The organism is Microbacterium sp. CR_7, assembly GCF_041954755.1.
GTDB lineage: Bacteria > Actinomycetota > Actinomycetes > Actinomycetales > Microbacteriaceae > Microbacterium.
Genome location: NZ_JAVAYF010000005.1, coordinates 19,021 through 42,901 on the forward strand (window position 1 = coordinate 19,021; position 23,881 = coordinate 42,901).

25 protein-coding genes are annotated in these 23,881 nt (G+C 70.9%); 9 read left to right on the forward strand and 16 right to left on the reverse strand.

What is annotated here, in order from left to right:
- Positions 1 to 40: 40 nt before the first annotated feature.
- Positions 41 to 949, reverse strand: coding sequence for a LysR family transcriptional regulator (locus RAC81_RS11935; protein ID WP_375082546.1), 909 nt, complete (start codon positions 947 to 949; stop codon positions 41 to 43).
- Positions 950 to 1,091: 142 nt separating this feature from the next.
- On the opposite strand from RAC81_RS11935, the gene RAC81_RS11940 reads away from it, so the two are divergent.
- Positions 1,092 to 4,556 (forward strand): bifunctional proline dehydrogenase/L-glutamate gamma-semialdehyde dehydrogenase, encoded by a 3,465-nt coding sequence (locus RAC81_RS11940; protein WP_375082547.1) that lies wholly within the window; start codon positions 1,092 to 1,094, stop codon positions 4,554 to 4,556.
- A 111-nt stretch (positions 4,557 to 4,667) separates the two neighbouring features.
- Here the strand turns inward: RAC81_RS11940 and RAC81_RS11945 are convergent, their stop codons facing one another.
- The 6 genes from RAC81_RS11945 to RAC81_RS11970 all read right to left on the reverse strand — a co-directional run bounded on the left by RAC81_RS11945 (position 4,668) and on the right by RAC81_RS11970 (position 11,212).
- Complete coding sequence (locus RAC81_RS11945; protein WP_375082548.1) at positions 4,668 to 5,783, reverse strand: ABC transporter permease; 1,116 nt, start codon at positions 5,781 to 5,783, stop codon at positions 4,668 to 4,670.
- Positions 5,780 to 6,673: an ABC transporter ATP-binding protein gene (locus RAC81_RS11950; protein WP_375082549.1), complete on the reverse strand. Its 894-nt coding sequence runs from the start codon at positions 6,671 to 6,673 to the stop codon at positions 5,780 to 5,782. The genes RAC81_RS11945 and RAC81_RS11950 overlap by 4 nt, the downstream gene beginning before the upstream one ends.
- Positions 6,674 to 6,795: 122 nt before the next feature.
- Positions 6,796 to 7,971: a hypothetical protein gene (locus RAC81_RS11955; RefSeq protein WP_375082550.1), complete on the reverse strand. Its 1,176-nt coding sequence runs from the start codon at positions 7,969 to 7,971 to the stop codon at positions 6,796 to 6,798.
- A 9-nt stretch (positions 7,972 to 7,980) separates the two neighbouring features.
- Positions 7,981 to 9,189, reverse strand: a complete 1,209-nt coding sequence (locus tag RAC81_RS11960) for a benzoate/H(+) symporter BenE family transporter (protein ID WP_375082551.1) — start codon at positions 9,187 to 9,189, stop codon at positions 7,981 to 7,983.
- A gap of 23 nt (positions 9,190 to 9,212) precedes the next feature.
- Positions 9,213 to 9,920 carry a response regulator gene (locus tag RAC81_RS11965; RefSeq protein WP_375082552.1) on the reverse strand — a complete coding sequence of 236 codons (708 nt, stop codon included), beginning with the start codon at positions 9,918 to 9,920 and terminating at the stop codon, positions 9,213 to 9,215.
- Positions 9,917 to 11,212 (reverse strand): sensor histidine kinase, encoded by a 1,296-nt coding sequence (locus tag RAC81_RS11970; RefSeq protein WP_375082553.1) that lies wholly within the window; start codon positions 11,210 to 11,212, stop codon positions 9,917 to 9,919. Before RAC81_RS11970 ends, RAC81_RS11965 begins: the two co-directional genes overlap by 4 nt.
- A gap of 79 nt (positions 11,213 to 11,291) precedes the next feature.
- On the opposite strand from RAC81_RS11970, the gene RAC81_RS11975 reads away from it, so the two are divergent.
- The 4 genes from RAC81_RS11975 (at position 11,292) to RAC81_RS11990 (ending at position 14,329) form a co-directional block, all read left to right on the forward strand.
- On the forward strand, positions 11,292 to 12,452 hold the full coding sequence (locus tag RAC81_RS11975; protein WP_375082554.1) for an MFS transporter: 1,161 nt from the start codon (positions 11,292 to 11,294) through the stop codon (positions 12,450 to 12,452).
- Positions 12,453 to 12,521: 69 nt separating this feature from the next.
- Positions 12,522 to 12,971 carry a VOC family protein gene (locus RAC81_RS11980; RefSeq protein WP_375082555.1) on the forward strand — a complete coding sequence of 150 codons (450 nt, stop codon included), beginning with the start codon at positions 12,522 to 12,524 and terminating at the stop codon, positions 12,969 to 12,971.
- Positions 12,971 to 13,669, forward strand: coding sequence for a winged helix-turn-helix transcriptional regulator (locus RAC81_RS11985; protein ID WP_375082556.1), 699 nt, complete (start codon positions 12,971 to 12,973; stop codon positions 13,667 to 13,669). Before RAC81_RS11980 ends, RAC81_RS11985 begins: the two co-directional genes overlap by 1 nt.
- A gap of 33 nt (positions 13,670 to 13,702) precedes the next feature.
- Complete coding sequence (locus tag RAC81_RS11990; RefSeq protein WP_375082557.1) at positions 13,703 to 14,329, forward strand: dihydrofolate reductase family protein; 627 nt, start codon at positions 13,703 to 13,705, stop codon at positions 14,327 to 14,329.
- A gap of 35 nt (positions 14,330 to 14,364) precedes the next feature.
- Here RAC81_RS11990 and RAC81_RS11995 read toward each other — a convergent pair whose 3' ends face one another.
- Both RAC81_RS11995 and RAC81_RS12000 read right to left on the reverse strand, forming a co-directional pair.
- Positions 14,365 to 15,174: a Cof-type HAD-IIB family hydrolase gene (locus RAC81_RS11995; protein WP_375082558.1), complete on the reverse strand. Its 810-nt coding sequence runs from the start codon at positions 15,172 to 15,174 to the stop codon at positions 14,365 to 14,367.
- A 7-nt stretch (positions 15,175 to 15,181) separates the two neighbouring features.
- On the reverse strand, positions 15,182 to 16,042 hold the full coding sequence (locus RAC81_RS12000; protein ID WP_375082559.1) for an exodeoxyribonuclease III: 861 nt from the start codon (positions 16,040 to 16,042) through the stop codon (positions 15,182 to 15,184).
- A 37-nt stretch (positions 16,043 to 16,079) separates the two neighbouring features.
- On the opposite strand from RAC81_RS12000, the gene pyrE reads away from it, so the two are divergent.
- Positions 16,080 to 16,640 carry an orotate phosphoribosyltransferase gene (gene pyrE, locus RAC81_RS12005; RefSeq protein WP_375082560.1) on the forward strand — a complete coding sequence of 187 codons (561 nt, stop codon included), beginning with the start codon at positions 16,080 to 16,082 and terminating at the stop codon, positions 16,638 to 16,640.
- Positions 16,637 to 17,539: an ROK family protein gene (locus tag RAC81_RS12010; RefSeq protein ID WP_375082561.1), complete on the forward strand. Its 903-nt coding sequence runs from the start codon at positions 16,637 to 16,639 to the stop codon at positions 17,537 to 17,539. The genes pyrE and RAC81_RS12010 overlap by 4 nt, the downstream gene beginning before the upstream one ends.
- Before the next feature lie 25 nt (positions 17,540 to 17,564).
- Here the strand turns inward: RAC81_RS12010 and RAC81_RS12015 are convergent, their stop codons facing one another.
- Positions 17,565 to 17,795 (reverse strand): hypothetical protein, encoded by a 231-nt coding sequence (locus RAC81_RS12015; RefSeq protein WP_375082562.1) that lies wholly within the window; start codon positions 17,793 to 17,795, stop codon positions 17,565 to 17,567.
- A 210-nt stretch (positions 17,796 to 18,005) separates the two neighbouring features.
- Between RAC81_RS12015 and RAC81_RS12020 the strand changes: the two genes are divergently transcribed.
- The gene (locus RAC81_RS12020; protein ID WP_375082563.1) at positions 18,006 to 19,172 is read left to right on the forward strand and encodes an anhydro-N-acetylmuramic acid kinase; all 1,167 of its coding nucleotides are present in this window, start codon (positions 18,006 to 18,008) and stop codon (positions 19,170 to 19,172) included.
- 18 nt (positions 19,173 to 19,190) lie between these two features.
- On the opposite strand, the gene RAC81_RS12025 is transcribed toward RAC81_RS12020, so the two are convergent.
- From RAC81_RS12025 to RAC81_RS12050, 6 genes are all read right to left on the reverse strand, one after another.
- On the reverse strand, positions 19,191 to 19,364 hold the full coding sequence (locus tag RAC81_RS12025; protein ID WP_375082564.1) for a hypothetical protein: 174 nt from the start codon (positions 19,362 to 19,364) through the stop codon (positions 19,191 to 19,193).
- Positions 19,361 to 19,927 carry a YdeI family protein gene (locus RAC81_RS12030; protein ID WP_375082565.1) on the reverse strand — a complete coding sequence of 189 codons (567 nt, stop codon included), beginning with the start codon at positions 19,925 to 19,927 and terminating at the stop codon, positions 19,361 to 19,363. Before RAC81_RS12030 ends, RAC81_RS12025 begins: the two co-directional genes overlap by 4 nt.
- Position 19,928: 1 nt before the next feature.
- Entirely contained in the window at positions 19,929 to 20,738 is an 810-nt protein-coding gene (locus tag RAC81_RS12035) for an HAD-IIA family hydrolase (RefSeq protein WP_375082566.1), read from the reverse strand.
- 63 nt (positions 20,739 to 20,801) lie between these two features.
- A complete protein-coding gene (locus RAC81_RS12040) occupies positions 20,802 to 21,434 on the reverse strand; it encodes a metal-dependent transcriptional regulator (protein WP_375082567.1) in 633 nt (210 codons plus the stop codon).
- A gap of 38 nt (positions 21,435 to 21,472) precedes the next feature.
- Positions 21,473 to 21,775, reverse strand: coding sequence for a hypothetical protein (locus RAC81_RS12045; protein ID WP_375082568.1), 303 nt, complete (start codon positions 21,773 to 21,775; stop codon positions 21,473 to 21,475).
- Positions 21,776 to 21,842: 67 nt separating this feature from the next.
- On the reverse strand, positions 21,843 to 23,126 hold the full coding sequence (locus tag RAC81_RS12050) for an Nramp family divalent metal transporter (RefSeq protein WP_375082569.1): 1,284 nt from the start codon (positions 23,124 to 23,126) through the stop codon (positions 21,843 to 21,845).
- Positions 23,127 to 23,195: 69 nt separating this feature from the next.
- On the opposite strand from RAC81_RS12050, the gene RAC81_RS12055 reads away from it, so the two are divergent.
- On the forward strand, positions 23,196 to 23,873 hold the full coding sequence (locus tag RAC81_RS12055; RefSeq protein WP_375082570.1) for a TrmH family RNA methyltransferase: 678 nt from the start codon (positions 23,196 to 23,198) through the stop codon (positions 23,871 to 23,873).
- Positions 23,874 to 23,881 lie beyond the last annotated feature (8 nt).

The following is a 23,881-nucleotide window of genomic DNA, read 5'->3' on the forward strand; positions in this document are numbered from 1 at the left end:
TCCGAGAAGGCTGTGGCTGCAATCCCGCTCGCTGCCCTTCTCAGTCCAGCAGATTGCGGGATGCCGTCGACGCGAGCGCCCGCCGCACCGCGCGGATCGACGGCGCCGCCGCCGAGACCCGCCGCGCGGAGGAGAAGATCTCGCGCCGGGGCTCGTCGGGGAGTGGGGACAGGTCGACGGTCGGCGTCTCGCCCGCCCACACGAGCTCGGGCAGCAGACCCACCGCGAGCCCCGCCCTGATGAGACGCACGTGCGCGGTGAGGTCGGCGACCTCGAACCGCACGTCGGGCTCGAAACCCGCCGTGCGGCAGAGCTGCTCGGCCCAGGCGCGCGACGCCGTGCCGGCGGGTTCGAGCACCCAGGGCTCGTCGCGCGTCGACCACAGCGCCGCGACGGCATCCGCCTCCGCCGGGCTCCCCGGCCGCCGGGCGAGGGCGATCGCGTCATGGGCGAGCACGACGCGGTCGAGGTCGGCGTGCAGGGGGCGCGTGCGCCCGGGGTACTGCTCGGCGAGGATCAGATCGAAATCGCGGCTCGAGACGCCGACGAGTCCGGTCTCGGGGTCGCTCTCGGTGACCTCGACCCGGAGGGAGGGATGCTCCGCCCGGAGCGCTGCGAGGGCGCCTGGCAGCAGCGAGTGCGCCGTCGACTGGAACACCGCGAGGTGCACGGTGCCCGTGACCTCGGTGAGCGACTCGGCGACCGCGACCTCGGCCTGCTCCAGGCGGTCGAGGATGCCGATGGCCTCGGTCACGAGCACGGTGCCCTGCGGGGTGAACTGCACTCCGCGACCGACCCGCCGCAGCAGCGGGACGCCGACCTCGCGCTCCAGTGCGGCGAGCTGCTGCGACACCGTCGCCTTGCTGTAGGAGAGGGCGTCGGCGACGGCCGAGAGGGTGCCGAGGCGCGACAGCTCCACCAGCATCCGCAGGCGATTGACATCGAGCATCGGGCTCCCTGCGTAGTCGAGGATCGTTCAGCTCAGCTGAACGGTCAGCGCTCGAATCGATTGATAGACGTAGCCTACTGCGCCGTCTGACAATGATCGAGCCGCGCGCACCCGGACGCGCGATCCCCCTGGAAGGTCCCCGATGACTGTCGCCGCCGACACCGCCACCACCCCGAGCACCGAAGAGGTCGCCGCCCTCGTGCAGCGCTGGCTCGCCGAGAGCGAGACCCACCCGGTCGAGCCGGCCGCCCAGCGCCTCTCCGAGGTGCTGAAGGATCCGAACGGCCTCGCCTTCACGGTCGGCTTCGTCGACGGCGTCATGCGCCCCGAAGACCTCGGCGTCGCCGGCCGCAAGCTCGCCGAGCTCTCCGACATCACCCCGACGCTGCTGCCGGGCTATCTGCGCGCAGCGATCAAGGCCGGCGGCTTCTTCGCACCCAAGCTGCCCGGCGTCGTCGTGCCTATCTCGCGCCGCGTGCTGCGTGCGATGGTCGGACACCTCGTGCTCGACGCGACTCCCTCGAAGCTCGGTCCCGCGATCGCGAAGCTGCGCAAGACCGGCAACCGACTGAACCTGAACCTCCTCGGCGAGGCCGTGCTCGGCGAGCGCGAGGCCGGCCGTCGCCTTCAGGGCACCTACGACTTCCTCGCCCGGAAGGACGTGGACTACGTCTCGATCAAGGTGTCGAGCGTCGTGAGCCAGCTCTCCATGTGGTCGTTCGACGAGGCCGTCGCCGACGTCGTCGAGAAGCTCACCCCCCTCTACCGCCTCGCGGCGGAGGCGGAGGCCCACGGCAAGGCCAAGTTCATCAACCTCGACATGGAGGAGTACCGCGACCTCGACCTGACCATCGCGGCGTTCACCAGCATCCTCGACCAGCCGGGTCTCGAAGACCTCGAGGCGGGCATCGTGTTGCAGGCCTACCTGCCCGACGCGCTCGCCGCCATGCAGCGCCTGCAGGAGTGGGCCGCCGCGCGGCGCGCGAAGGGCGGCGCCCCCATCAAGGTGCGCGTCGTCAAGGGCGCGAACCTCGCGATGGAGGAGGTCGACTCGAAGATCCACGACTGGCCGCTCGCGACCTACGGCACCAAGCAGGACTCCGACACCAACTACAAGCGCGTGCTCGACTGGGCTATGACGCCGGAGCGACTGGATGCCGTACGCATCGGCGTCGCCGGTCACAACCTCTTCGACATCGCCTACACCTGGCTGCTCGCGAAGGCGCGCGGCGTGACCGACGCCGTGGAGTACGAGATGCTGCTCGGCATGGCTACCGGTCAGGCAGAGGCCGTCCGCAAGGACGTCGGCCGGCTGCTGCTCTACACGCCCGTCGTGAACCCCGCCGAGTTCGACGTCGCCATCGCCTACCTCGTGCGCCGACTCGAAGAGAACGCCAGCCCCGAGAACTTCATGTCGGCCGTGTTCGAGCTCGCCTCGAACCCGCAGCTGCTGACCCGCGAGCGCGAGCGCTTCGAGCGGTCGCTGGCCGCACTCGTCGCCGACCCGTCGGTGCCGTCGCCGAACCGCGTGCAGAACCGCGCGGCCGAAGAGCTGACGGATGCCGTGACCACCGGGTTCCACAACCAGTCGGACACCGACCCCGCCATCGCCGCCAACCGCGCATGGGGCCGCGAGATCCTGCAGCGCTCCGTCGGCTCGACCCTCGGTCTGGACGCCATCGCCGCAGCGCGCGTCGACGCGGAGGCGCAGCTCGACGGCGTCTTCGCCACCGTGCAGAGCGCTGCCGAGGAGTGGGCCGCGCGCCCGGCATCCGAGCGTGCCGAGATCCTGCACCGGGCCGGCGACGAGCTCGCCGCCCGTCGTGCGCAGCTCATCGAGATCATGGCGCACGAGGCGGGCAAGACCATCGCCGAGGCCGACCCCGAGGTCAGTGAGGCGATCGACTTCGCGCACTACTACGCCGAGCGCGCGCTCGACCTCGAGAACGTCACCGGGGCGGAGTTCGTGCCGTCGAAGGTCACGGTCGTGACTCCGCCGTGGAACTTCCCCGTCGCGATCCCCGCCGGCGGCGTGCTCGCCGGCCTGGCCTCCGGCTCCGGCGTCATCATCAAGCCGGCCAAGCTCACCCAGCGCTGCGGCGCCGTCATGGTCGAGGCCCTGTGGGCGGCCGGTGTGCCGCGCGAGCTGCTGGCCCTCGTCGACCTCGCGAACCGCGACCTCGGCACGCAGCTCGTCGCGAGCCCCGCGGTCGACCGGGTGATCCTCACGGGCGCGTACGAGACGGCGCAGCTGTTCCGCTCGTTCCGCTCCGACCTGCCGCTGCTCGCCGAGACGAGCGGCAAGAACGCGATCATCGTCACCCCGTCGGCCGACCTCGACCTCGCCGCCGCCGACGTCGCCCGCAGCGCCTTCGGGCACGCCGGGCAGAAGTGCTCGGCCGCATCGCTCGCGATCCTCGTCGGATCGGTCGCCGACTCCGCGCGCTTCGAGCGCCAGCTCGTCGACGCCGTCACCTCGATGCGCGTCGGTCTGCCTGAGGACCCGGCGACACAGATGGGCCCGATCATCGAGCCGGCGAACGGCAAGCTGCTCACCGCGCTCACGACGCTCGACAAGGGCGAGCGCTGGCTCGTCGAGCCGAAGAAGCTCGACGCCGAAGGTCGGCAGTGGACGCCGGGTGTCAAGATCGGCGTCGCGCCGGGATCGACCACGCACCTGACGGAGTTCTTCGGACCGGTGCTCGGCATCATGCGCGCGAAGGACCTCGACGAGGCCATCCGGCTGCAGAACGCCGTGGACTACGGCCTGACCGCCGGCATCCACTCGCTCGACTCCGACGAGGTCGCAACCTGGATCGACCGGGTCGAGGCGGGCAACCTCTACGTGAACCGCGGCATCACTGGCGCGATCGTGCAGCGGCAGCCGTTCGGCGGCTGGAAGCGCTCCGCCGTCGGCGCCGGCGCGAAGGCCGGTGGACCCAACTACCTGTTCGGCCTCGGCGACTGGGCTCCTGCCGAGCTGCCCGCCGCCGCTGCGGGAGCCGCCACCACGCCCGTGGTCGAGTCGGTGCTGAGCGCCGCCGCGGCCGACCTCGACGCCGTCGAGATCGAGTGGCTGCACCGCGCGGCCGCCGCCGACGAGCGCGCCTGGACCTCCGAGTTCGGGGTCACCTCCGACAAGTCCGGTCTCGGTGTCGAGCGCAACGTGTTCCGCTACCGTCCGGTCGAGGTCGACGTGCGCATCGCCGAGGGCGCGACGCTCGCCGACGGCATCCGGGTGATCGCCGCCGCCCTGCGCAGCGGCAGCCCGTTCACGGTGTCGGCCGCCGCACTGCCCTCGCGCGTCGAGAAGGCGCTCCGCGCCGCGGGCGTGACCGTGTCGAGCGACAAGGACGCGGCGTGGGTCAAGCGCTATGCCAAGGCCGCCGCGAAGGCCGAGCACAGCTGGCGCCGCGTGCGTCTGGTCGGCGGCGACGCCTCTGCGCTGTTCGAGGCGCTCGGGGGGACCCCCGACGTGGCCGTGTGGTCGCACGCCGTGACCGGCGCCGGCCGGGTCGAGATGCTGCCGTTCCTGCACGAGCAGGCCGTGTCGATCACGAACCACCGCTTCGGCAACCCGACGACGCTCTCCGAGGGCGTGCTCTGAGCGTCCCTGCTCTCTGACGCCGAGACCCATCACGAGCGCCGAGACCCACCACCGCAGACGTTCGCGGTGGTGGGTCTCGACGTGGGTGGTCGGTCTCGACGCAGGGGAGGCTCAGCCTCGCAGCGCCTCGCCCAGCTTGACCCGGCTGCCCATGCGCAGCAGCGAGTTCTCGTAGATCTTCGCGCCGACGGCGATCGCCGCCACGCAGCTCGCGAGCAGGATCACGAGGCTCAGCAGCGGCTCCCACCACTGCGCTTCGCCGACGAACAGCCGCATCGGCATGCCCACGGGCGCCGAGAACGGCACGTACGACATGATCGTCAGCACCAGCGGGTTGTCGTTGAACACGATCACGAGCACGTACGGCGCCATGATGAGCATCGTGATCGGGGTCGTCGTGGAGCCGATGTCCTCCTGGCGCGACACCATCGACGCGGCGGCGGCGAACATCGACGCGAGCAGGATGAACCCGAACAGGAAGAACACCGCGAACCAGACGATCGGGGCGCCGAGCGTCGCCAGCACCTCGCTCTGACCGGTCGCCGTGAGCCCTATCGTCGCGATCGCCGCGATCGCGAGGATCTGGCCCATCGCGAGGATCGTGTTGCCGATGACCTTGCCGGCGAGCAGGGTGCGCGAGGAGATCGTCGACAGCAGGATCTCCACCACCCTGGTCTGCTTCTCCTCCACGACGCTCTGCGCGATCGTGCCGCCGAAGGTCGCTGCGGCTCCCATGAAGACGATGCCGAACGCGATGGCGATGAAGTAGCGCAGCAGCGGGTTCGTGGTCGCCGGTTCGAGGATCTGCACCTCGGGCGCCTGCGACAGGGCCGACACGAGTCCGCTCGGGGCATCCTTCAGCGCGATGACGGTGAGCCCGGTCGCGCCCTCGCCGGGAACGACGGCCGCGTCGACCTTCTCGGAGCGGAGCAGCTCTTCGGCAGCTGCGGTGTCGGCGACCTCGGTCGCCTCGACGTTCGGCAGGGCCGACACGACGGATGCCGTCTCGGCCGTCACCGCGACGGGCATGGTCTCGGCGGCGGCGTTCTTGCTCGCGAAGCCGCCGATCACGATGCCGGCGAGCGCGATGAGCAGCAGCACGCCGGTCGAGATCAGGAAGGCCTTGCTGCGCAGCTTCGAGCCGATCTCGCGCTCGGCGACGAGCCAGATCATCGACGCCTGGGCGCCGGAACGAGCGGGACGGCGGGAGGGGGCTGGGTTGCTCACTGGATGACCTCCTTGAAGATCTGGGCGAGGGACGGATGCTTCGGCGCGAAGCTCGCGACGTCGCCGCGCTCCACGGCGGTGCGCAGCACGCGCTGCGCGGTCTCGGGTCCGTCCGCGTCGAACAGGGCGTAGCCGCCCTCGAAGTCGACGACGGTGACGCCCGGTTCGGCGCGCAGCCACCCGGCATCCCCGGAGGAGACGAGTTCGTAGCGGTTGCCGGCGTGCTCGGCCCGCAGGCCGTCGCGGGAGCCCGCGGCCCGGATCTGCCCGCCCGCGAGGATCACGAGGTCGTCGCACAGCCGCTCGACCACGTCGAGCTGGTGTGAGGAGAACACGATCGACGCTCCCTTGGCGGCGGACGACTGCAGCACCGACGCGACGACGTCGACGGCGAGGGGGTCGAGCCCGGAGAACGGCTCGTCGAGGATCAGCACCTCCGGGTCGTGCACGAGGGCGGCGGCGATCTGCGCGCGCTGCTGGTTGCCGAGCGACAGCGACTCGATCGTGTCGTTCAGGCGCTCCTCGAGTCCGAGCTCGGTGAGCAGCGCGGTCGCGCGGGTTGTGGCATCCGGCTTGCTGAAGCCGTGCAGTCGGGCGAGGTACACGATCTGCTCGAGCACCTTCATCTTGGGGTAGAGCCCCCGCTCCTCCGGCATGTAGCCGAAGTGACTGCGCTGATCGCCGGTGAGCGGCTGCCCGTCGAGGGCGACCGTGCCTCCGTCGGCGGAGAGCAGCCCGAGGACGATCCGCATGGTGGTGGTCTTGCCTGCGCCGTTGCCGCCGACGAAACCCGTGAGGCGGCCGGGGGCCACCTCGAACGAGACGTCGTCGAGCACGCGCCGAGAGCCGTAGCTCTTGGTGATGCCGGTGAGTACGAGCTGTCCTGTCATGCCCTTCACGCTAGGGCGGGGGCGCGGGACGCGGCATCCCCCGTGCGGCGGATCGTCGTGGCGAGTCGGCGGCGCCGGTCCACCGCGCGGCGGACGCCACCTTCCCCCGGGGAGCGGCGCGCTCAGCGCGAGGTCAGCATCACGAGGATGCCGAGGGCGAACGGCGCCGTCGTCACGAGGAACATCGCGCCCAGCACGATGCCCACGATGATCCACGGGCTGCGCCGACGCAGACGTCGCCCGGGCGGTGCGACGCCGACCGGAGGGGGAGTGAGCAGCGTCGCCGGAGCGGTGAAGGGGAGCGCCGGCGCGCCGGGCGCCGGCGAGGCGAGCGCCGCCGGAGCCGCCTGCGCCCGCAGCCGCTCGTCGCGCCAGCGAGCCCACTGATCCAGCTTCACGAGCAGCGCGCCGACAGCCCCGAACAGCCACGCCCAGGTGGCCGGATCGAGCGTCGATGCCTCGCGCTTCGTGTACAGGAAGAGCCAGTCGTCGACGATCTCGACGTCAAGCTCGGCGGAGTGATCGATGAACCGTGCCATCACGTCGGGGGTGAACAGGTACAGCGCGTCGACCTCGTAGCCTTCGGGGCAGTACAGCGAGAAGTACCGGTCGAAGTCGCCCTCGAGCGACAGCCGCTGGTCGCGGCGGAATCCCGCGGCGAGGCTGCTGCCCAGGGTGTTGTTCCCCAGCGCGTCGAGGATGATGTTCGGCAGCGGCACATCGAGCTTCACCGCGACGTACCCCCACCGGTGGGTCTGGCTCTGCTTGCCGTTGCTCGTCGTGTACTGGTAGTTGCCGAACTCGACGAACCGGGGAGCGGTGCCGCGCAAGACGTCGGTCGACATCCGGCCCGACCCGGCCTGGAAGATCAGCCCGGGCAGCGGCGGTGCGTCGATCCGGTCGAGATAGGTCATGGCGTTCGCGGCGGCGAAGCGCGACAGCCGGAAGCGGGTGAGGGCGCGCTGCCGGTTCGCCCGCCGCACGAGCGCGATCACCCCCACGCTGAGACCGCCCAACAGGAGCAGACCGACGAGGCCGCCGAGCAGCACACCACTGTCCCTGCCGATCGCGTATCCGATGCCCATGAGCAGCACGCCGGCCACCGGCACGATCAGGAGCAGGGCAACGATCACGAACACCCACGCGACGATCTGCCCCGCGGTCGTCGGATTCGCCCGTCGGTGCGCCCGCGCGAACTCGTCGACCTCGGCGGGGTTCACCGGCTCGGTCAGCGCCCGGGCATCGAAGAACCCGGCCGGCGTGCGGGAGGGCGGGGTGGCGGGCGGAGGAAGGGTCACGCGTCCACGCTAACCCGCCGGGCCGCGGCGCCCGACGTGCAGCGCTCCGCGCACGAGGAGTCCGGCGACGAGCGCCCAGAACGCCGCGCTCACCCCGAGCACGGCGATGCCGGATGCCGCGACGAGGAACGTGACCACGGCGGGGATGCGCTCGCCGGGGTCATCGATGGCCTGCTGCACCGAGGAGCCGAAAGCCCCGAACAGCGCCAGCCCGGCGACCGCCGGGATGACGGCATCCGGTGCCAGCAGCACGAGCGCGGCGAAGGCCGCCGAGAACGCGCCGAGCACGAGGTAGGACGCGCCCGTCGACACTCCCGCGACCCAGCGGCGCTCGCGATCGGGGTCGGCCTCGGGGGATGCCGCGAGCGCGGCGCTGATCGCGGCGAGGTTGATCGCGTGTCCGCCGGCGGCGGCTCCCACCGCGGTGCCGACGCCGGTCACGAGCATGGCGGGCCGCCACGGCACCTCATAGCCGAAGCTGCGCATGATGGCGATGCCCGGCACGTTCTGCGAGGCCATCGTGACGATGAAGAGCGGCAGAGCGATGCCGACCAGCGCGCCGACGGTGAAGACGGGTGGGGTGAGCTCCACGCGGGGGAGCAGCAGACCGGCATCCACGGGCGCACCGGCCTGGATGAGCGAGATCGCGACGACGACGGCCGCCGCGACGAAGGCGAGCGGCACGGCCCACCGGGGTGCGAGACGCGCGAAGACGAGCCACGTCACCACGACCGGGACGACTCCCCAGGGGTTGGCGACGAGTCCGGTGACGGGAGCCAGACAGAGCGGCAGCAGCACGCCGGCGAGCATGGCCTGGGCGATGGACGGCGGGATCCGGGCGATCAGCGCGCCGAGCGCAGGCCAGAGTGCGGTGAGCAGGATGAGCGCCGCGGCGACGAGGAACGCGCCGACCGCCGCGGCCCAGCCGCCCTCGACGGCGCCGGTCGCCGCGAGGAGCGCTGCGCCGGGGGTCGACCAGGCGGCAGTGATCGGCATGCGGTACCGCCAGGCGAGCACGATGCACGCGAGACCCATCGTGAGGCACAGGGCGAGCAGTCCGCTGGCCGCCTCGGCGGGGGAGGCGCCGACCGCGCCGAGACCGGTGAGCACGACCGCGAACGAGCTCGTGAAGCCGACCAGTGCCGTCACGACCCCTGCGAGGATCGGACGGGCCAGGGTGGACCGGGGCTGGTCGGATCGAGGCGAGCGGGCGGTCACCCTCCGAGAGTAGCGGGATGCCGTCAGGCGAGCCCGAGCCGGTAGGCGAGCACGACCGCCTGCACGCGGTCCCTGGCGCCGAGCTTCTGCAGGATGCGTGAGACATGCGTCTTCACGGTGGCCTCGCCGATGAACAGCGCGCTCGCGATCTCGGAGTTGGTGCGGGCGTCGGCGAGCAGCGTGAGGACCTCGGCCTCGCGGTCGGTGAGCGGCTCGCTGAGAGCAGGTGCCGGGGTGGCCGGCGCCGAGGAAGAGGGGCGCGGAGCGGCGGTGTCCGCAGGCCTCGTCGAGTCGGATGCCGTGGCGAACCGCGCCAGCACCCTCCGCGTGACCTCCGGGGCGAGCATGCCGTCTCCCGCCGCGAGTGCCCGGACCGCGGCGATGAGATCCTCGGCTCCGGCGTTCTTGAGCAGGAAGCCGCTCGCTCCGGCATCCAGCGCCTGGTACAGGTAGTCGTCGCGATCGAACGTGGTGATGATCGCGATGGCGGCCGAGACGCCCGGGTCGGCGACGATGCGGCGGGTCGCCTCGATGCCGTCCATGTCGGGCATCTGCACGTCCATCGTGATGACGTCGGGGCTCAGCGCCCTGGCCTGCGCGATCGCGTCGGCGCCGGTCGCCGCCTCGCCCACCACCGAGATGTCGGGCTGGCTGTCGAGGATGGTGCGGAAGCCGGCGCGCAGCATCGCGTGGTCGTCGACGAGCAGCACGCGGGTCTGATCCGCGGTCATGACGGAGCGTCCTTCCGATCGATGCCGGCGTTCTGATCGACGATCCCGACAGGACTGCCGAGCGGCACCCGCGCCCGTACGCGCAGACCGCCGGCGCTGCGCGGGGCCACTTCGAGGGTGCCGCCCGATGCGGCGGCGCGCTCCCGCATCCCGAGCTGGCCGAGCCCGGGGCGGAGGGCCGAGACGGTGCGTCCGGTGTTGACCACCTCGACCTCGACGGCATCCGCGTCGTAGCGGACCCTGACGTCTGCGGTGGCGCCGACGCCCGCGTGCCGGCGGGCGTTCGTGAGCGACTCCTGCGCGATGCGGTAGAGGTTCACGGCGACGACCGACGGGACGGCGACGGGCTCGCCGATCACGGCGTAGTCGGTGGGCAGGCCGGCCTCCGACGACGCCCGAGCCAGGTCGGCGATGTCGTCGAGGGTGACGGTCGACGCGGTCTCGGTGCTGTCGCCGCCGGGCGTGCGAAGGGTCTCCAGCAGCTGTCGCAGTTCATGGATCGCATCGCGCGCCGACCCCTCGATCCCGGACAGGATGCCGCGGGCCTTCTCCGGATCCTGATCGATCACGAGCCGAGCGGCGCCGGCCTGCACGCCCATCACCGAGACGTGGTGTGCGACGACGTCGTGGAGCTCGCGGGCGATGCGCACCCGGTCGAGCGCCACGGCCTGCGCGGCGGTGACCTCGCGCTCGCGTTCGAGTTCGGCCGTGCGCAGCTCGAGGATCTCGCGGGCCTGCGCGGCGTTCCACGAGCGGTCGCCGAAGTAGTAGGCCCCGCCGAAGTAGAGCGCGTTGAGCAGCACCTGGATGAGCATGAACGCGATGTACGGCGACATCAGACCGGCGGCGACCTCGGCCTCATCGGCCTGCTCGATCGCCTCGCGGTACATCGTGACGAGCAGCCAGACGAACATGCCGACGATGATCGCGACGCGCACGATCATCGCGGCCCGTCGTTCGTTCATCCACGCGCCGACCGTGTACAGAGCCACGAACATCGCGATGTTCCCGACGTAGATCTCAGGCACCTGGAGCGAGACCGCGGTGAAGTAGGCGAGGCAGACGACCACGGCCACGGGGGCCGGGAAGCGGCGACGGAGGGCGAGGGGCGCGGTGATGACCGCCGCGTACACGAGGGCGGTCCACGGCTCCGCGCGCGTGTCGCCGTAGATCTCGGAGATCGTCGACAGCGCGGCACTGAGGATCGCGCCGACGAACATGATCGCGGCGAGCACGAGGTCGGCGCGCTGCTCGCGCGCGCTCGGCGTGCGGGTGAACGTCGCGGCGGGCATCCTCCCACCGTACGGGGGCTGCGGATGCCGCGGCATCCCCCGCGAGACGGATCATGCCCGCGGCCTGCGACAATCGAGCGTGACCACCGCGCCGCGACTCGCCCCCCTGTACCTCGCCGGTTTCACCACAGCCTTCGGTGCGCACGGCATCGCCGCCGCGCTCGGCGCCGAGACCGACGACATCGGGTGGACGCTCCTCGCCTTCGGCTTCGCGCTCGCGCTGTACGACCTCGCCGAGGTGCTCCTCAAGCCGCTGTTCGGCGCGCTGAGCGATCGCGTCGGCGTGCGGCCGGTGATCATCGGCGGTCTGCTGGCCTTCGCCGCGTTCTCCGTGGTGGGCGCTGTGGTGCCGGGGATGGTCGGGCTGGTGATCGGGCGCTTCGGACAGGGCGCGGCGGCATCGGCCTTCTCGCCCTCGTCGTCGGCGGCCGTCGCGCGGCTCACCGACGACGCCACGCGCGGAAAGTACTTCGGCCGGTACGGCTCGTGGAAGAGCCTCGGCTACGCCCTCGGGCCGCTGCTCGGAGCTGTGCTCGTCGTGTGGGGCGGACTCCCCGCGCTGTTCTGGGCGCTCGCCGCGCTGGGCCTCGTCGCTGCGGCCTGGGTCGCGGTCGCGGTGCCGCACGTCCCTGTGCTGCCGCGCAAGCGCGTGACCCTCGTCGACCTCGGACGCGAGCTCGTCGCGCCCGGTTTCCTCGTGCCGACCCTCGTGCTGGCGGCGACGACCGGGGCGCTCGCCGTGGCGGTCGGATTCCTGCCGCTGCTCGGTCGCCAGGCCGGGCTCGACACCGTGTGGAGCATGGCGATCGTCACGGTGCTGGCCATCGCGTCGAGCGTGGCGCAGCCCCTGGTGGGATCGGCCCATGACCGCGGGCGGGTCTCGGTGCGCGGCGGCACGGTCGGCGGGCTGCTTCTGATCGCTGTCGGCATCGCGCTGTCGGCGGTCACGGATCATCCCGCCGCGCTGATCGCGACGGCCCTGCTCGTCGGACTCGGGGTGGGGGCGGCGACGCCCGTGGCGTTCTCGCACCTCGCGGCCTCCACCCCGCCGGAGCGCATGGGACGCACGATGGGCAGTGCCGAGCTGGGACGCGAGCTCGGCGACGCGGGCGGCCCGCTGGTCGCGGGGGCCGTGGCGACGGCATCCGTTCCCGGAGTCGGACTCGGCGTGGTGGCCGTTCTCACGGCCGGCGCCGGCGTGCTCGCTGCCGTGGGGACGAGACGCTTTCGGGACAGCTGACTTGCTCTTGACAAGCATGCTTGCTTTTTGCAAGTATCGAGCATCATCACCCACGACAAAGGAGTCATCGTGACCAGCGTCTTCGTCAACCTGCCCACCACCGATCTCGAGCGTGCCAAGGCGTTCTACACGGCTCTCGGCTGCGAGATCAATCCGAACTTCACCGACGAGAACGCCGCGTGCGTCGTCTGGTCGAAGGACATCTACTTCATGGTCCTGAAGCGCGAGTTCTTCCAGACCTTCACCGACAAGCCGATCGCCGACCCGAACGAGGTCGTCCAGGTCTCGGTCTCGTTCAGCCGCGACTCGCGCGACGAGGTCGACGCCATCCTCGAGAAGGGCCTCGCCGCCGGCGGTGTCGAGCCGCGGCCCGCCCAGGACTACGGCTTCATGTACTCCCGCGACCTCGACGACCCCGACGGCAACTCGCTCGGCTTCCTCTACATGACACCGGAGGCGGCCGAGAACGGTCCCGACCACGTGGTCGATCACGCCGCGGAGCAGAACGCCGCATCCTGATGGCGGCGCGCAGCTACGGCCAGTACTGCGGGGTCACGACGGCCGTCGAGCTGATCGGGGAGCGGTGGGCGTTGCTCATCGTCCGTGATCTGCTCGTCGGGCCCCGTCGGTACACCGATCTCAAGCAGGGCCTGCCGCGCATCCCCACCAACATCCTCTCCTCGCGTCTCACGGAGCTGCAGGACGGCGGTGTCGTTCGACGCATCCCGCTGCGACGCGGTCTCGCCTACGAGCTCACACCGTACGGGCAGGCGCTCGAGTCGGTCATCCTCGAGCTCGGGCGCTGGGGCTTCCAGACCATGGGCGACCCCCAGGAAGGTGACGTCGTCACGCCCGACTCGCTCACCATGGCCCTGCGCACGGCGTTCCAGGCGGATGCCGCGGACGACGCGGAGTACGAGCTGCACGTCGGCGAGGTCGCGCTCCGCGCGTCGGTGCGCGGCGGTGATCTCGTCGTCGCGCAGCTCGCGCCACCTGCTCCGCCCGGGCCACCCCTCGACGGACGCCAGCCGGAGGGAGAGCCGGATGCCGTGATCGTCGCCGGCCCCGGCATCCGTCGTCTGATAGCCGGCGAGATCACGCCGGATGAAGCGATCGCGCAGGACGTGCTCGCCGTCGTACGCGGCGACGTCTCGCACCTCGAGTCGTTCGCGCGCACGTTCCACATCGCGCCGCTCGGCGCAGCCCTCACCGTGTAGTTCCGCTGTTCCCTCGTGCAAAGGAGCACCATCATGACCGGACGCATTCTCATCGACCTCTTCTCGACTCTCGACGGCGTGGCCCAGGGCCCGGGCGGTGTGGGGGAGGACACGTCGGGCGGCTTCGCCTTCAGCGGCTGGCAGGCCGGCTACCCGTCGTCGGGCGTCGGTCCCGAGATCACGAAGGGCATGGAGGGTCTCGACGCTCTGCTGCTCGGTCGCCGCACCTACGACATCTTCGCGGCGTACTGGCCGCACCACACCGACGGGCCGTCCGGCGAGATCGGACAGCTGTTCGACCGGGTGCCCAAGTACGTCGCGTCGCGCGACGCCGACCTCGCGCTCGAGTGGCAGGGGAGCTCTCGCGTGGGTGCCGACCTGGCGGCGGAGATCGCCGATCTGCGCGCCCGTCACCGCGAGGTGCACGTGATCGGCAGCATCGACTTCGTGCACACCCTTCTCGCCGAGGGCCTGTTCGACCAGCTCAACCTCTGGGTGTACCCGATCCTGCTCGGGGCCGGCAAGAAGGTCTTCGATGACGGCGCCCTGCCCTCGGTGCTGGAACTGCTCGAACCTCCCGTGACGGATGCCGAGGGCGTGACGCTGCTCCGCTACGGTCGCACCGAGCGGACGCCGCAGGTCGACACCTTCGAGGACTGATCCCACCAGTGTTCATCGGCCGAGCGCGGCCGGTCTCAGGCCAGCATCCGCTCGATCACCCGGGCGACGCCGTCGTCGTCGTTCGACGCGGTCGTCTCGTCAGCGGCATCCTTCACGGCATCCTGGGCGTTCGCCATCGCGACGCCGTGCCCCGCCCAGTGCAGCATCTCGACGTCGTTGAGCGCGTCGCCGAAGGCCACGACCTCGGCACGGTCGATCGCGAGGTGCTCGCAGAGGCGCGCGAGACCGGTGGCCTTCGTGACGCCCTCCGCCATGACCTCGACGAACGGCGCTCCGGACAGAGTGGCCTCGAAACCGGTGAGCCCGAGGTCCCGGAGCGCCTCGAACAGCACGGGAGGTGCGAGCTCCGGATGCCGGATCACGAGTTTCAGACTCGGTGCCGCGAGTACCTCGTCAAGATCCACGCCGCCCATCGTGCCGGGGTCGCGCTTGTGGTCGGACAGATCGGCGACGGCGGCGTAGCCGTGCTGGGCCACGAACGTCTCTCCGCCCTCTCGCACACTCGCGAAGAGCAGATCGGGGATGCTGTCGCCCAGCGCCTGAGCCAGCGTCCGTATCGTCTCGGCCGGCAGCTCCTCGGCGAACAGCATCCTGCCCTCGGTGAGGTGCGTCGCATACGCCCCGTTGCTGCACAGCGCCCAGCCGTCGAAGCCTGCGCCGGACGCGATCGCCCGCAGGCCGATCGGCTGACGGGCGGTCACAGGGACGACGTGGATGCCGCGCTCCCGCGCCGCATCGAGAGCCGCCCTCGTGCGGGCGCTCACCTCTGAGGCGGATGTGAGCAGCGTGCCGTCGAGATCGGTCGCGATCAGGCGCAGGGTCACGCGACTGTCACGAGAAGATCATCGGGAGGTCGTCGTCGTCATCCGGGGCGCCCGTTCCGAGGCGGCTGTTGTCGAGCTCGACGACGACGGGCACGTGGTCGCTCGGCTGCTCGCCCTTCCGCTCCTCGCGGTGGATCGACGCGCCGGTGACCGCATCGGCCAGCGTCTTCGAGCCGAGGATGAAGTCGATGCGGATGCCCTCGTTGCGCGGGAACTTGAGGCGCTGGTAGTCCCAGTACGTGTAGCCCTCGGGCAGCAGCGGCCGCACGACGTCGGTCACGCCCGCCTCGGCGAGGGCGAAGAAGGCGGCGCGCTCGGGCGGGGAGACGTGCGTGGAGACGCCCTCGACGATGTCGGGGTCGCCGTTGTCGGCGTCGAAGGGGATGATGTTGAAGTCGCCGACGAGGGCGAGCGGCAGATCGGGATCGGCGGCCAGCTCGGCGGCCGTCGACTTCTTGAGCTCCTCGAGCCAGTGCAGCTTGTACGCGTAGTGCGGGTCGCCCAGCGACCGGCCGTTGGGCACGTACAGGCTCCACACGCGAACGCCGTCGACGAGCACGCCCAGCGCGCGGGCCTCGAGCGGAGCATCCGGTCCCTCGTGTCCCTTCGCGAAGCCCGGCATCCCGTCGAAGGCCGTGCGCACGTCGGTGATCGGCAGGCGGCTGGCGATCGCGACGCCGTTCCACTGGTTCAACCCGTGCACCTCGACGTGGTAGCCGGCATCCTCGAACGGGCCGTAGGGGAACTGCTCCGGCTTGCACTTGATCTCCTGCATCGCCAGCACGTCGATGTCTTCCCGGACGGCGAACTCGACGGTGCGGGTCACGCGGGTGCGGATGGAGTTGACGTTCCAGGTGGCCAAGCGCATGCGTCAAGCCTAGGGCGTGCCTCCTACACTGGATGCCGTGACCGCACTCGACGCAGACCGCCAGACACTCCTCGATCTCATCACCGACGAGGCGGTGTTCCACGGCGACTTCACCCTCTCCAGCGGCAAGAAGGCGACGTACTACGTCGACATGCGCAAACTCACGCTCGACCATCGCGCCGCGCCGGCCATCGGGCGGGTCATGCTCGACCTGATCGCCGATCTCGACGTCACGGCCGTCGGCGGACTCACGCTCGGCGCCGACCCGATCGCGAACTCGGTGCTGCACGCCTCCGTCGCGACCGAGCGCCCGCTCGACGCCTTCGTCGTCCGTAAAGAGCCGAAGGACCACGGCCGCGGCCGCCAGATCGAGGGCGCCGAGGTGAAGGGCAAGCGCGTCGTCGTGCTCGAGGACACGTCGACCACCGGGCAGTCCGCGCTCAAAGCGGTCGAGGCGCTCCGCAAGGAGGGCGCCGAGGTGGTCGCGGTCGCCGTGATCGTCGACCGCAAGACCGGTGCGCAGGCCGCCATCGAAGCCGAAGGGCTCGAATGGCGAGCGGCCTTCGACCTCGACGACCTCGGACTCGACCCCCAGTGACCCGCTACGCACTCGCCGTCGACATCGGCGGCACGAAGATGGAGGCCGCGCTCGTCCGCGAGGACGGCACGCTCCTCGACGGCAGCCGAAGCCGCCAGGCGACCGGCCGTGAAGCGACGTTCGCGTCGCTCGATCTCGCGGTCGCAGCCGTCGTGTCGCGGGCCCTCGCGCCGCTGCCGGCGGATGCCGAGCTCGTCGGCGCCGGAGTCGGCAGCGCCGGACCCATCGACCGCGCCGCCGGTGCCATCCTCCCCGTGAACATGCCGCTCGCGCGTGGCTACGGTCTCGCGGCCTCCGTGCACACCGCCGCGTCGGCGATCCGCGGAACCGACGTGCGCACGGTGCTCGGCCACGACGGCGGCGCCCTCGCACTCGCTGAGTCATGGCTCGGAGCGACGCAGGGCGCCGGAGCGTCGCTGTCGATCGTCGTGTCGACCGGCGTCGGCGGCGGCTTCGTCGTGGGCGGGGCCTACATCCCGGGTGCGACCGGTAACGCCGGTCACCTCGGCCAGGTTCGCCGCGAGGGCGGACTCACGCTCGAGGAGATCGCCTCCGGACCGGCCAGCGCCGCGTGGGCGCAGCAGCAGGGCTGGACGGGATCGACGGGAGAAGACCTCGCCAGGGATGCCGCGGCGGGTGTTGCGGTCGCTCGGGCGGCGATCGAGCGATCGGCCACGGCCGTCGGACAGGCGCTGGCCGATGCGGCCACCCTGGTCGACCTCGACGTCGTCGCGATCGGCGGCGGGTTCTCCCGGGTGTCGGCCGACTACATCGACCTCGTGCAGGAAGCCCTGACCGCGAGCGCCGCGCACGAGTACTCCCGTCGCACCCGCGTGGTGCGGTCGGGACTGGGCGACGAGGGGCCGCTCATCGGTGCGGCCGCCCTCGTGCTGCGCTGAGGCGCGCGCCCTCTCGGAGCGCCGGTCAGCGGGCGCGCGTCAGCAGACGCGGCACCGGACCTTCGAGGCGGGCGACGGCGATCTTCACTTCTGTTGTCTCATGTCCCACCGCGTCGATCCGGTCGTTGAGCCTGCGTTCGACAGCATCCGTCCGACGCACGCACCACGCGAAGCCTACGAACATGCTCGCGCCGAGCGTCACCACGATGCCGACCGCGCTGAGCACGACCGCGATGATCTCTGCGGACACGAACATGCTCCTATTCTGACGGGGCCCTGGCGGGTTTCGCAGAATGCTAGCTGGCCCCCGGTGACCGCTCGTCCGGCCCGACCGCTCGTCTGCCCGAGCGGGGGAGAACCCAGGATGAGCCAGGCACGTGCAGAAGAGGCCGCGGCGTTCCGTCTACATCCCTAACAAATTCCACGTAGGCTCGGATCACGCCACTCACGCAGCGGAAGGACACTCATGCGCGTACTCGGACTGCTCTCCGGCACCTCGCACGACGGGATCGACGTGACCGTCGTCGACTTCCGCGAGGAGGGGGGAGCGCTGCACGGCACTGTGCTGCACGAAGACAGCGTGCCGTACGAATCCGCTCTCCGGACCCGCCTCGTGGCCGCCCTCCCTCCCGCGCAGACCACGCTGGCCGAGGTGTGCGAGCTCGACACGCTGATCGGCCAGGCGTTCGCCGAGGTCGCCGCAACCGCATCCGAGGCCGTCGGCGGAGTCGATGCCGTGTGCACGCACGGCCAGACGGTCTATCACTGGGTCGACGGCGACCATGCGCTCGGCACCCTGCAGATCGGCCAGGCGGCCTGGATCGCCGAGCGCGTCGGTGCTCCGGTCGTGTCGGACGTCCGCATCCGCGACATCACGGTCGGCGGGCACGGCGCACCGCTCGTATCGTTCCTCGACGAGCTGCTGCTCCGGGACCGTGCGGGTGTCTCGGCCGCCGTGAACCTCGGAGGCATCGCGAACATGACCGTGGTCGGACCAGACGGTCTCGTCGCCTACGACATCGGACCCGCCAACGCGCTCGTGGACGCGGTCGTCGTCGCCGAGGGACTCGACTCGCGTGGCTACGACGCGGACGCCGCGATCGCGCGAAGGGGAACGGTCGACGACCCACTCCTCGCCGCGCTGCTCGCGGACCCGTACTACGCGCTCCCGGCGCCGAAGAGCACGGGCAAGGAGCACTTCCACCTCGACTACGTGCGTGCCCACGTCGACGACGCGCGCCGGCAGGGGCGCGAGATCTCCGCACCCGACCTCGTGCGCACGCTCACAGAGCTCACGGTGCGCACGGTCGCGCAGGACGTCCGCGCCGCAGGCATCGGGTTCCTCGCCGTGTCAGGTGGCGGCTGCCACAACCCGCTCCTGCTGCAGGGGCTGCGCGACGCGCTGCCGGGTGTCGAGATCGTGCTCGCCGACGAGCTCGGGGCGCCCGTCGACAGCAAGGAGGCGATCCTGTTCGCTCTCATCGGCTGGTGCACGATGCACGGCGTGGCTGCGGTGACGCCGGGAGGGACGGGCGCGCGCGATGCGCGCATCCTCGGCACGATCACACCGGGTCGCGGTCCGCTGCGGATGCCGGAGCCGGTGGAGACGGTGCGGAGTCTCACCCTGAGCTGAGTCGCGCAGGCCGTCGGGTCAGCGCCTGCGGTCGTCGTCGTCCCAGGGGCCTTCCCACCAGCCGGCGCGGCCGTCGCCCTCGCCGGCACCCGGTCCGCGGCGGCGGGAGCGCACGAACTGCACGACGAGCACGACGAGCGATGTCGACATGATCGCGATGATGGTCAGGAAGAGCAGGTCGGACTGGTTCACGGGCGCTTCCCCTCCGCCGCGTCGGCGACGATCTTGGCGATGCGAGCTGCACGGGTATCCGGTCGCTTCGCCATCGCGATGTGCGTGAGGCCGAACTTCTTCACGGACTTCGGGAACGCATCCCAGTTCTCGCGCGCCGCAGGCACCGCATCCAGAGCTGCCGCGAGCTCCGGCGGCTCGATGCCCGCCTCCGGGCCGTCGAGCACGGTCCACGACCCGTCGGCGCGCGCAGCCTCGAGCACGCGGATCCCCGCCGCCGCCATCTGCCCCGCTGCCTCGAGCTCGGCGATGCGCGCCTTGTTCGTCGCCGCCCATCCACTGCCGCGTCGGCGTGGACTGAACCACTGTCCGACGGTCGTGTCGTCGAAGGTGCGCACCGGACCGTCGATCCAGCCGAAGCACAGCGCCTGCCGGACGGCGTCGTCGTAGCCCACGCCCGTCGAGCGGCCTCGCACGCTGAGCAGCCAGACGCCCGCCGTGCGCTCGTGGTTCTGCTCGAGCCAGGCGCGCCAGGCCGCGGCATCCGCCGCCGAGATCCGTTCGCCGTCGTCGAGCGCGCCCATGTCAGTCCTCGTCGAGCGTCGGAATCGACTCGGTGACCGTGGGCAGCAGGTCGGCGACCGAGTCGACGACCTCGTCCGGACGGAACGGGTACTTCTGGATCTCCGCCTCGTCGCTGATGCCCGTCATCACGAGCACGGTGTGCAGGCCGGCCTCGATGCCCGCGACGATGTCGGTGTCCATGCGGTCGCCGATCATGCCGGTCTTCTTCGAGTGGGCGCCGATCTTGTTCAGGGCAGACCGGAACATCATCGGGTTGGGCTTGCCGACGACGTAGGGCTCCTTGCCCGTCGCCTTCGTGATGAGCGCCGCGATCGCACCGGTCGCCGGCAGCACGCCGTCGGCTGACGGGCCGGTCGCATCGGGGTTCGTGACGATGAAACGCGACCCGTTGTTGATGTGCCGGATCGCCTTCGTGATCGCCTCGAAGGAGTAGTTCCGCGTCTCGCCGACGACGACGAAGTCGGGGGCCGTCTCGGTCATGATGAACCCGGCCTCGTGCAGGGCCGTGAGGATGCCCGCCTCGCCGATCACGAACGCCGAGCCGCCGGGCAGCTGCTGCTTGAGGAAGTCCGCCGTGGCGAGAGCCGAGGTCCAGATGCGCTCCTCGGGCACGACGAGTCCGCTGGCCCGCAGCCGTGCCGACAGGTCGCGCGCCGTGAAGATCGAGTTGTTCGTGAGCACCAGGTAGGGGATCTCGTTCTGCTCCCATCCCGCGAGCAGCTCGGAGGCGCCGGGGATGGCGGTGTTCTCGTGCACGAGCACGCCGTCCATGTCGGTCAGCCAGCACTCGATGTCGTCGCGGTGTCCCATGTGCACAGCCTATTGGGCGAGTGTTGCCCCGAGGTGACAGTCTGCTGGCGGTCCGTGCCGGTGCTAGGCGGTCAGCCAGACGACGTCGGCTGCTCCATCGGGGAGCTCGACGTCGCCGCCGTCGAGCCGGACGCCGGATGCCGTCGTCTCGACTGTCGCCGCCACGACCAGACCCAGCGAATCGAGGGTGCGCAGCAGCGCGGGGTCGCGATCGTCGACGCGCAGCACGCGACCGGTGTGACCGGCCGGAGCGTCGGCGAGCAGCACGAACGGCTCCCGGTCGACCTTGCCGTCCGCATCCGGGATCGCGTCGCCGTGCGGATCGAACCGCGGGCGTCCGAGGCGCTCGTCGATGCCTTCGAGCAGGCGGTCGCTGATGGTGTGCTCGAGCACCTCGGCCTCGTCGTGCACCTCGTCCCAGCCGTAGCCGAACTCCTGCACGAGCCACGTCTCGATCAGCCGGTGACGCCGCACCATGGCGAGGGCTCGCTGCGTCCCGGCATCCGTCAATCGCACCGCCCCGTACGGGACGTGTGAGACGAGACCGGCGGCGGCGAGCTTCTTCACCATCTCCGTGACCGACGACGGTGCGATGCCGAGCTTCGCCGCGAGCACCGACGGGGTGATCGGCGCGTCCTGCCATTCGGTGTGCGCGTAGACCGTCTTCAGGTAGTCGTCTGCTGCCGGGGATGCCACCGCTCCAGCTTAGGCGAGGCGGTTCGGGCGCTCAGAGGTCAGGGATTGGCGACCGCGACGAGGATGCCGAAGGCCACCTGACCCGCGAAGAACACCACGAGGAACCCGAGCAGCGCCGCGAACAGGGAGAGTCGCCCGTCGAAGCCCTCGACCTCGGCGATCCCGATCTTGCGCGCGCGGAAGGCGAGCACGAGCGTCGCGACGCCGAGCGCGAGCTGCACCCACGGGCCGCCGACGGGCAGCACCTTCGGGAAGGCGACGAGCAGACCGCCGATGATGCCGGTCGCGAGTCCGATCCAGGTGAGGATGCGGACGGTGCGGCGCGCGGAATCGGCAGACATGTCATCGAGCCTAATCGTCGGCGGCGAGTCGCCAGGCTCCTCTGCTCTCCTCTGCGCTGTCGACGGCTCAGGCCCCGGTGAGCACCAGCCAGAGCAGCGCGCCGTTGAGTGCGATGAGCAGAACGGAGGCGGTCACGCCGGCGGCTGTCGTCCACGCCCGGTTCGCCCACGCGCCGAGCGTGCGCTTCTGGGCGGTCAGTGCCACGAGCGGGATGAGCGCGAACGGGATGCCGAACGACAGCACGACCTGGCTCAGCACGAGGGCGAGCGTCGGGTCGACGCCGGCTCCGAGGATCGCGAGCGCCGGGATCAGCGTCACGAGCCGTCGGGCGAGGAGCGGGATCCGCACGCGCAGCAGGCCGTGCATGATCTCGGCGCCAGCGTAGGCGCCTACTGAGGTCGAGGCGAGGCCCGAGGCGAGCAGGCCGACCGCGAAGAAGGTCGCGACGACCGGGCCGAGACCGGCGGCGAGAGCGGCGTGCGCTCCTTCGAGCGAATCGGTCCCCTCCACGCCGGCGAGATTCGCCGCGGCCAGCAGCAGGATGCTGAGGTTCACCGATCCGGCGATGAGCATCGCGATCGAGACGTCCCACCGGGTCGCAGTGAGCAGCCGGCGGATGCGCGAGGTCTCGGTGCGCGCCGCCTCGGTCGGCGCGTGCGCGGTGGCGGACCCGAAGCGGTCGCGGGTGAGTGACGAGTGGGCGTAGATCGCGTGCGGCATGATGGTCGCCCCGAGGATGGACGCGGCGAGGAGCACCGACCCGGTGTCCTCGAAGCGCGGAACGAGACCGCCGACGACCCCGGACGGGTCGGGCGGGGCGATGAAGAGGCCCGCGACGAACCCCACGGTGATGATCGCCATGAGGCCGATGATGACGAACTCGAACGGACGGGGGCCGCGACGGCTCTGCACGGCGAGCAGGATCATCGAGACGGCGCCGGTGATGACTCCGCCGAGGAGCAGCGGCACGTCGAACAGGAGATTGAGCGCGACCGCGCCCCCGATGACCTCGGCGAGATCGGTCGCCATCGCGACGAGCTCGGCCTGCAGCCAGTACGCACGGCGGGCCCAGGGGCGCCGGATGCGTGCGCCGAGCACCTGCGGCAGGCTCTGACCCGTCACGACGCCGAGCTTCGCCGAGAGGTACTGGATGAGCCAGGCCATGACGTTGCCGACGACGACGATCCAGACCAGCAGATAGCCGTACTGGGCGCCCGCCGTCATGTTGCTGGCGACATTCCCCGGGTCGAGGTAGGCCACCCCGGCGACGAGGGCGGGGCCCAGCAGCCACAGGCTGCGAGTCGGGGCCACGTGAGACGTCGGCGTCGCGAGCACGTCATTTTTCGGCATGCCGAAATCCTAGCCGAAATTTCGGTGTACCTAAATATGAGTGCGAGAGACGCGGGATACCCTGACGGAATGGACGAGCAGCCCCTCTCCGAGCACCCCGTGCCACGCGGAGCGACCGACGGTGAAGCGGTCTCACCCCAGCCGGGCTACGGCGTCGGTCCCTGGCCAGGGGGAGAGGGCGCATGGCCGGAGGGAGCACAGTACGACCACGAACTGCTCGCCACCGGCGACACGCGAAACGTCGTCGACCGGTACCGCTATTGGCGCATGGAGGCAATCGTCGCCGACCTCGACACGCACCGACACCCGTTCCACGTCGCGATCGAGAACTGGCAGCACGACATGAACATCGGGTCGATCGTGCGCAGCGCGAACGCGTTCCTCGCCGACACGGTGCACATCATCGGTCGGCGTCGCTGGAACAAGCGCGGAGCCATGGTCACCGACCGCTACCAGCACGTCGTGCACCATGTCGACGTCGAGGGGTTCGCCGCATGGGCGCGCACGCAGGAGCTCCCGATCATCGCGGTCGACAACGTGGAGGGCGCGGTGCCGGTCGACCGTGCCGACCTCCCTTCGCGGTGCGTGCTGTTGTTCGGGCAGGAGGGGCCTGGGCTGTCGGCGGAGGCGCTCGCCGCGGCATCCGCTCACGTCGAGATCACCCAGTACGGTTCCACGCGGTCGATCAACGCGAGTGCCGCGGCCGCCGTCATCATGTACGAGTGGTGCCGGAGGCACGCGGACTGAGCGAGGCG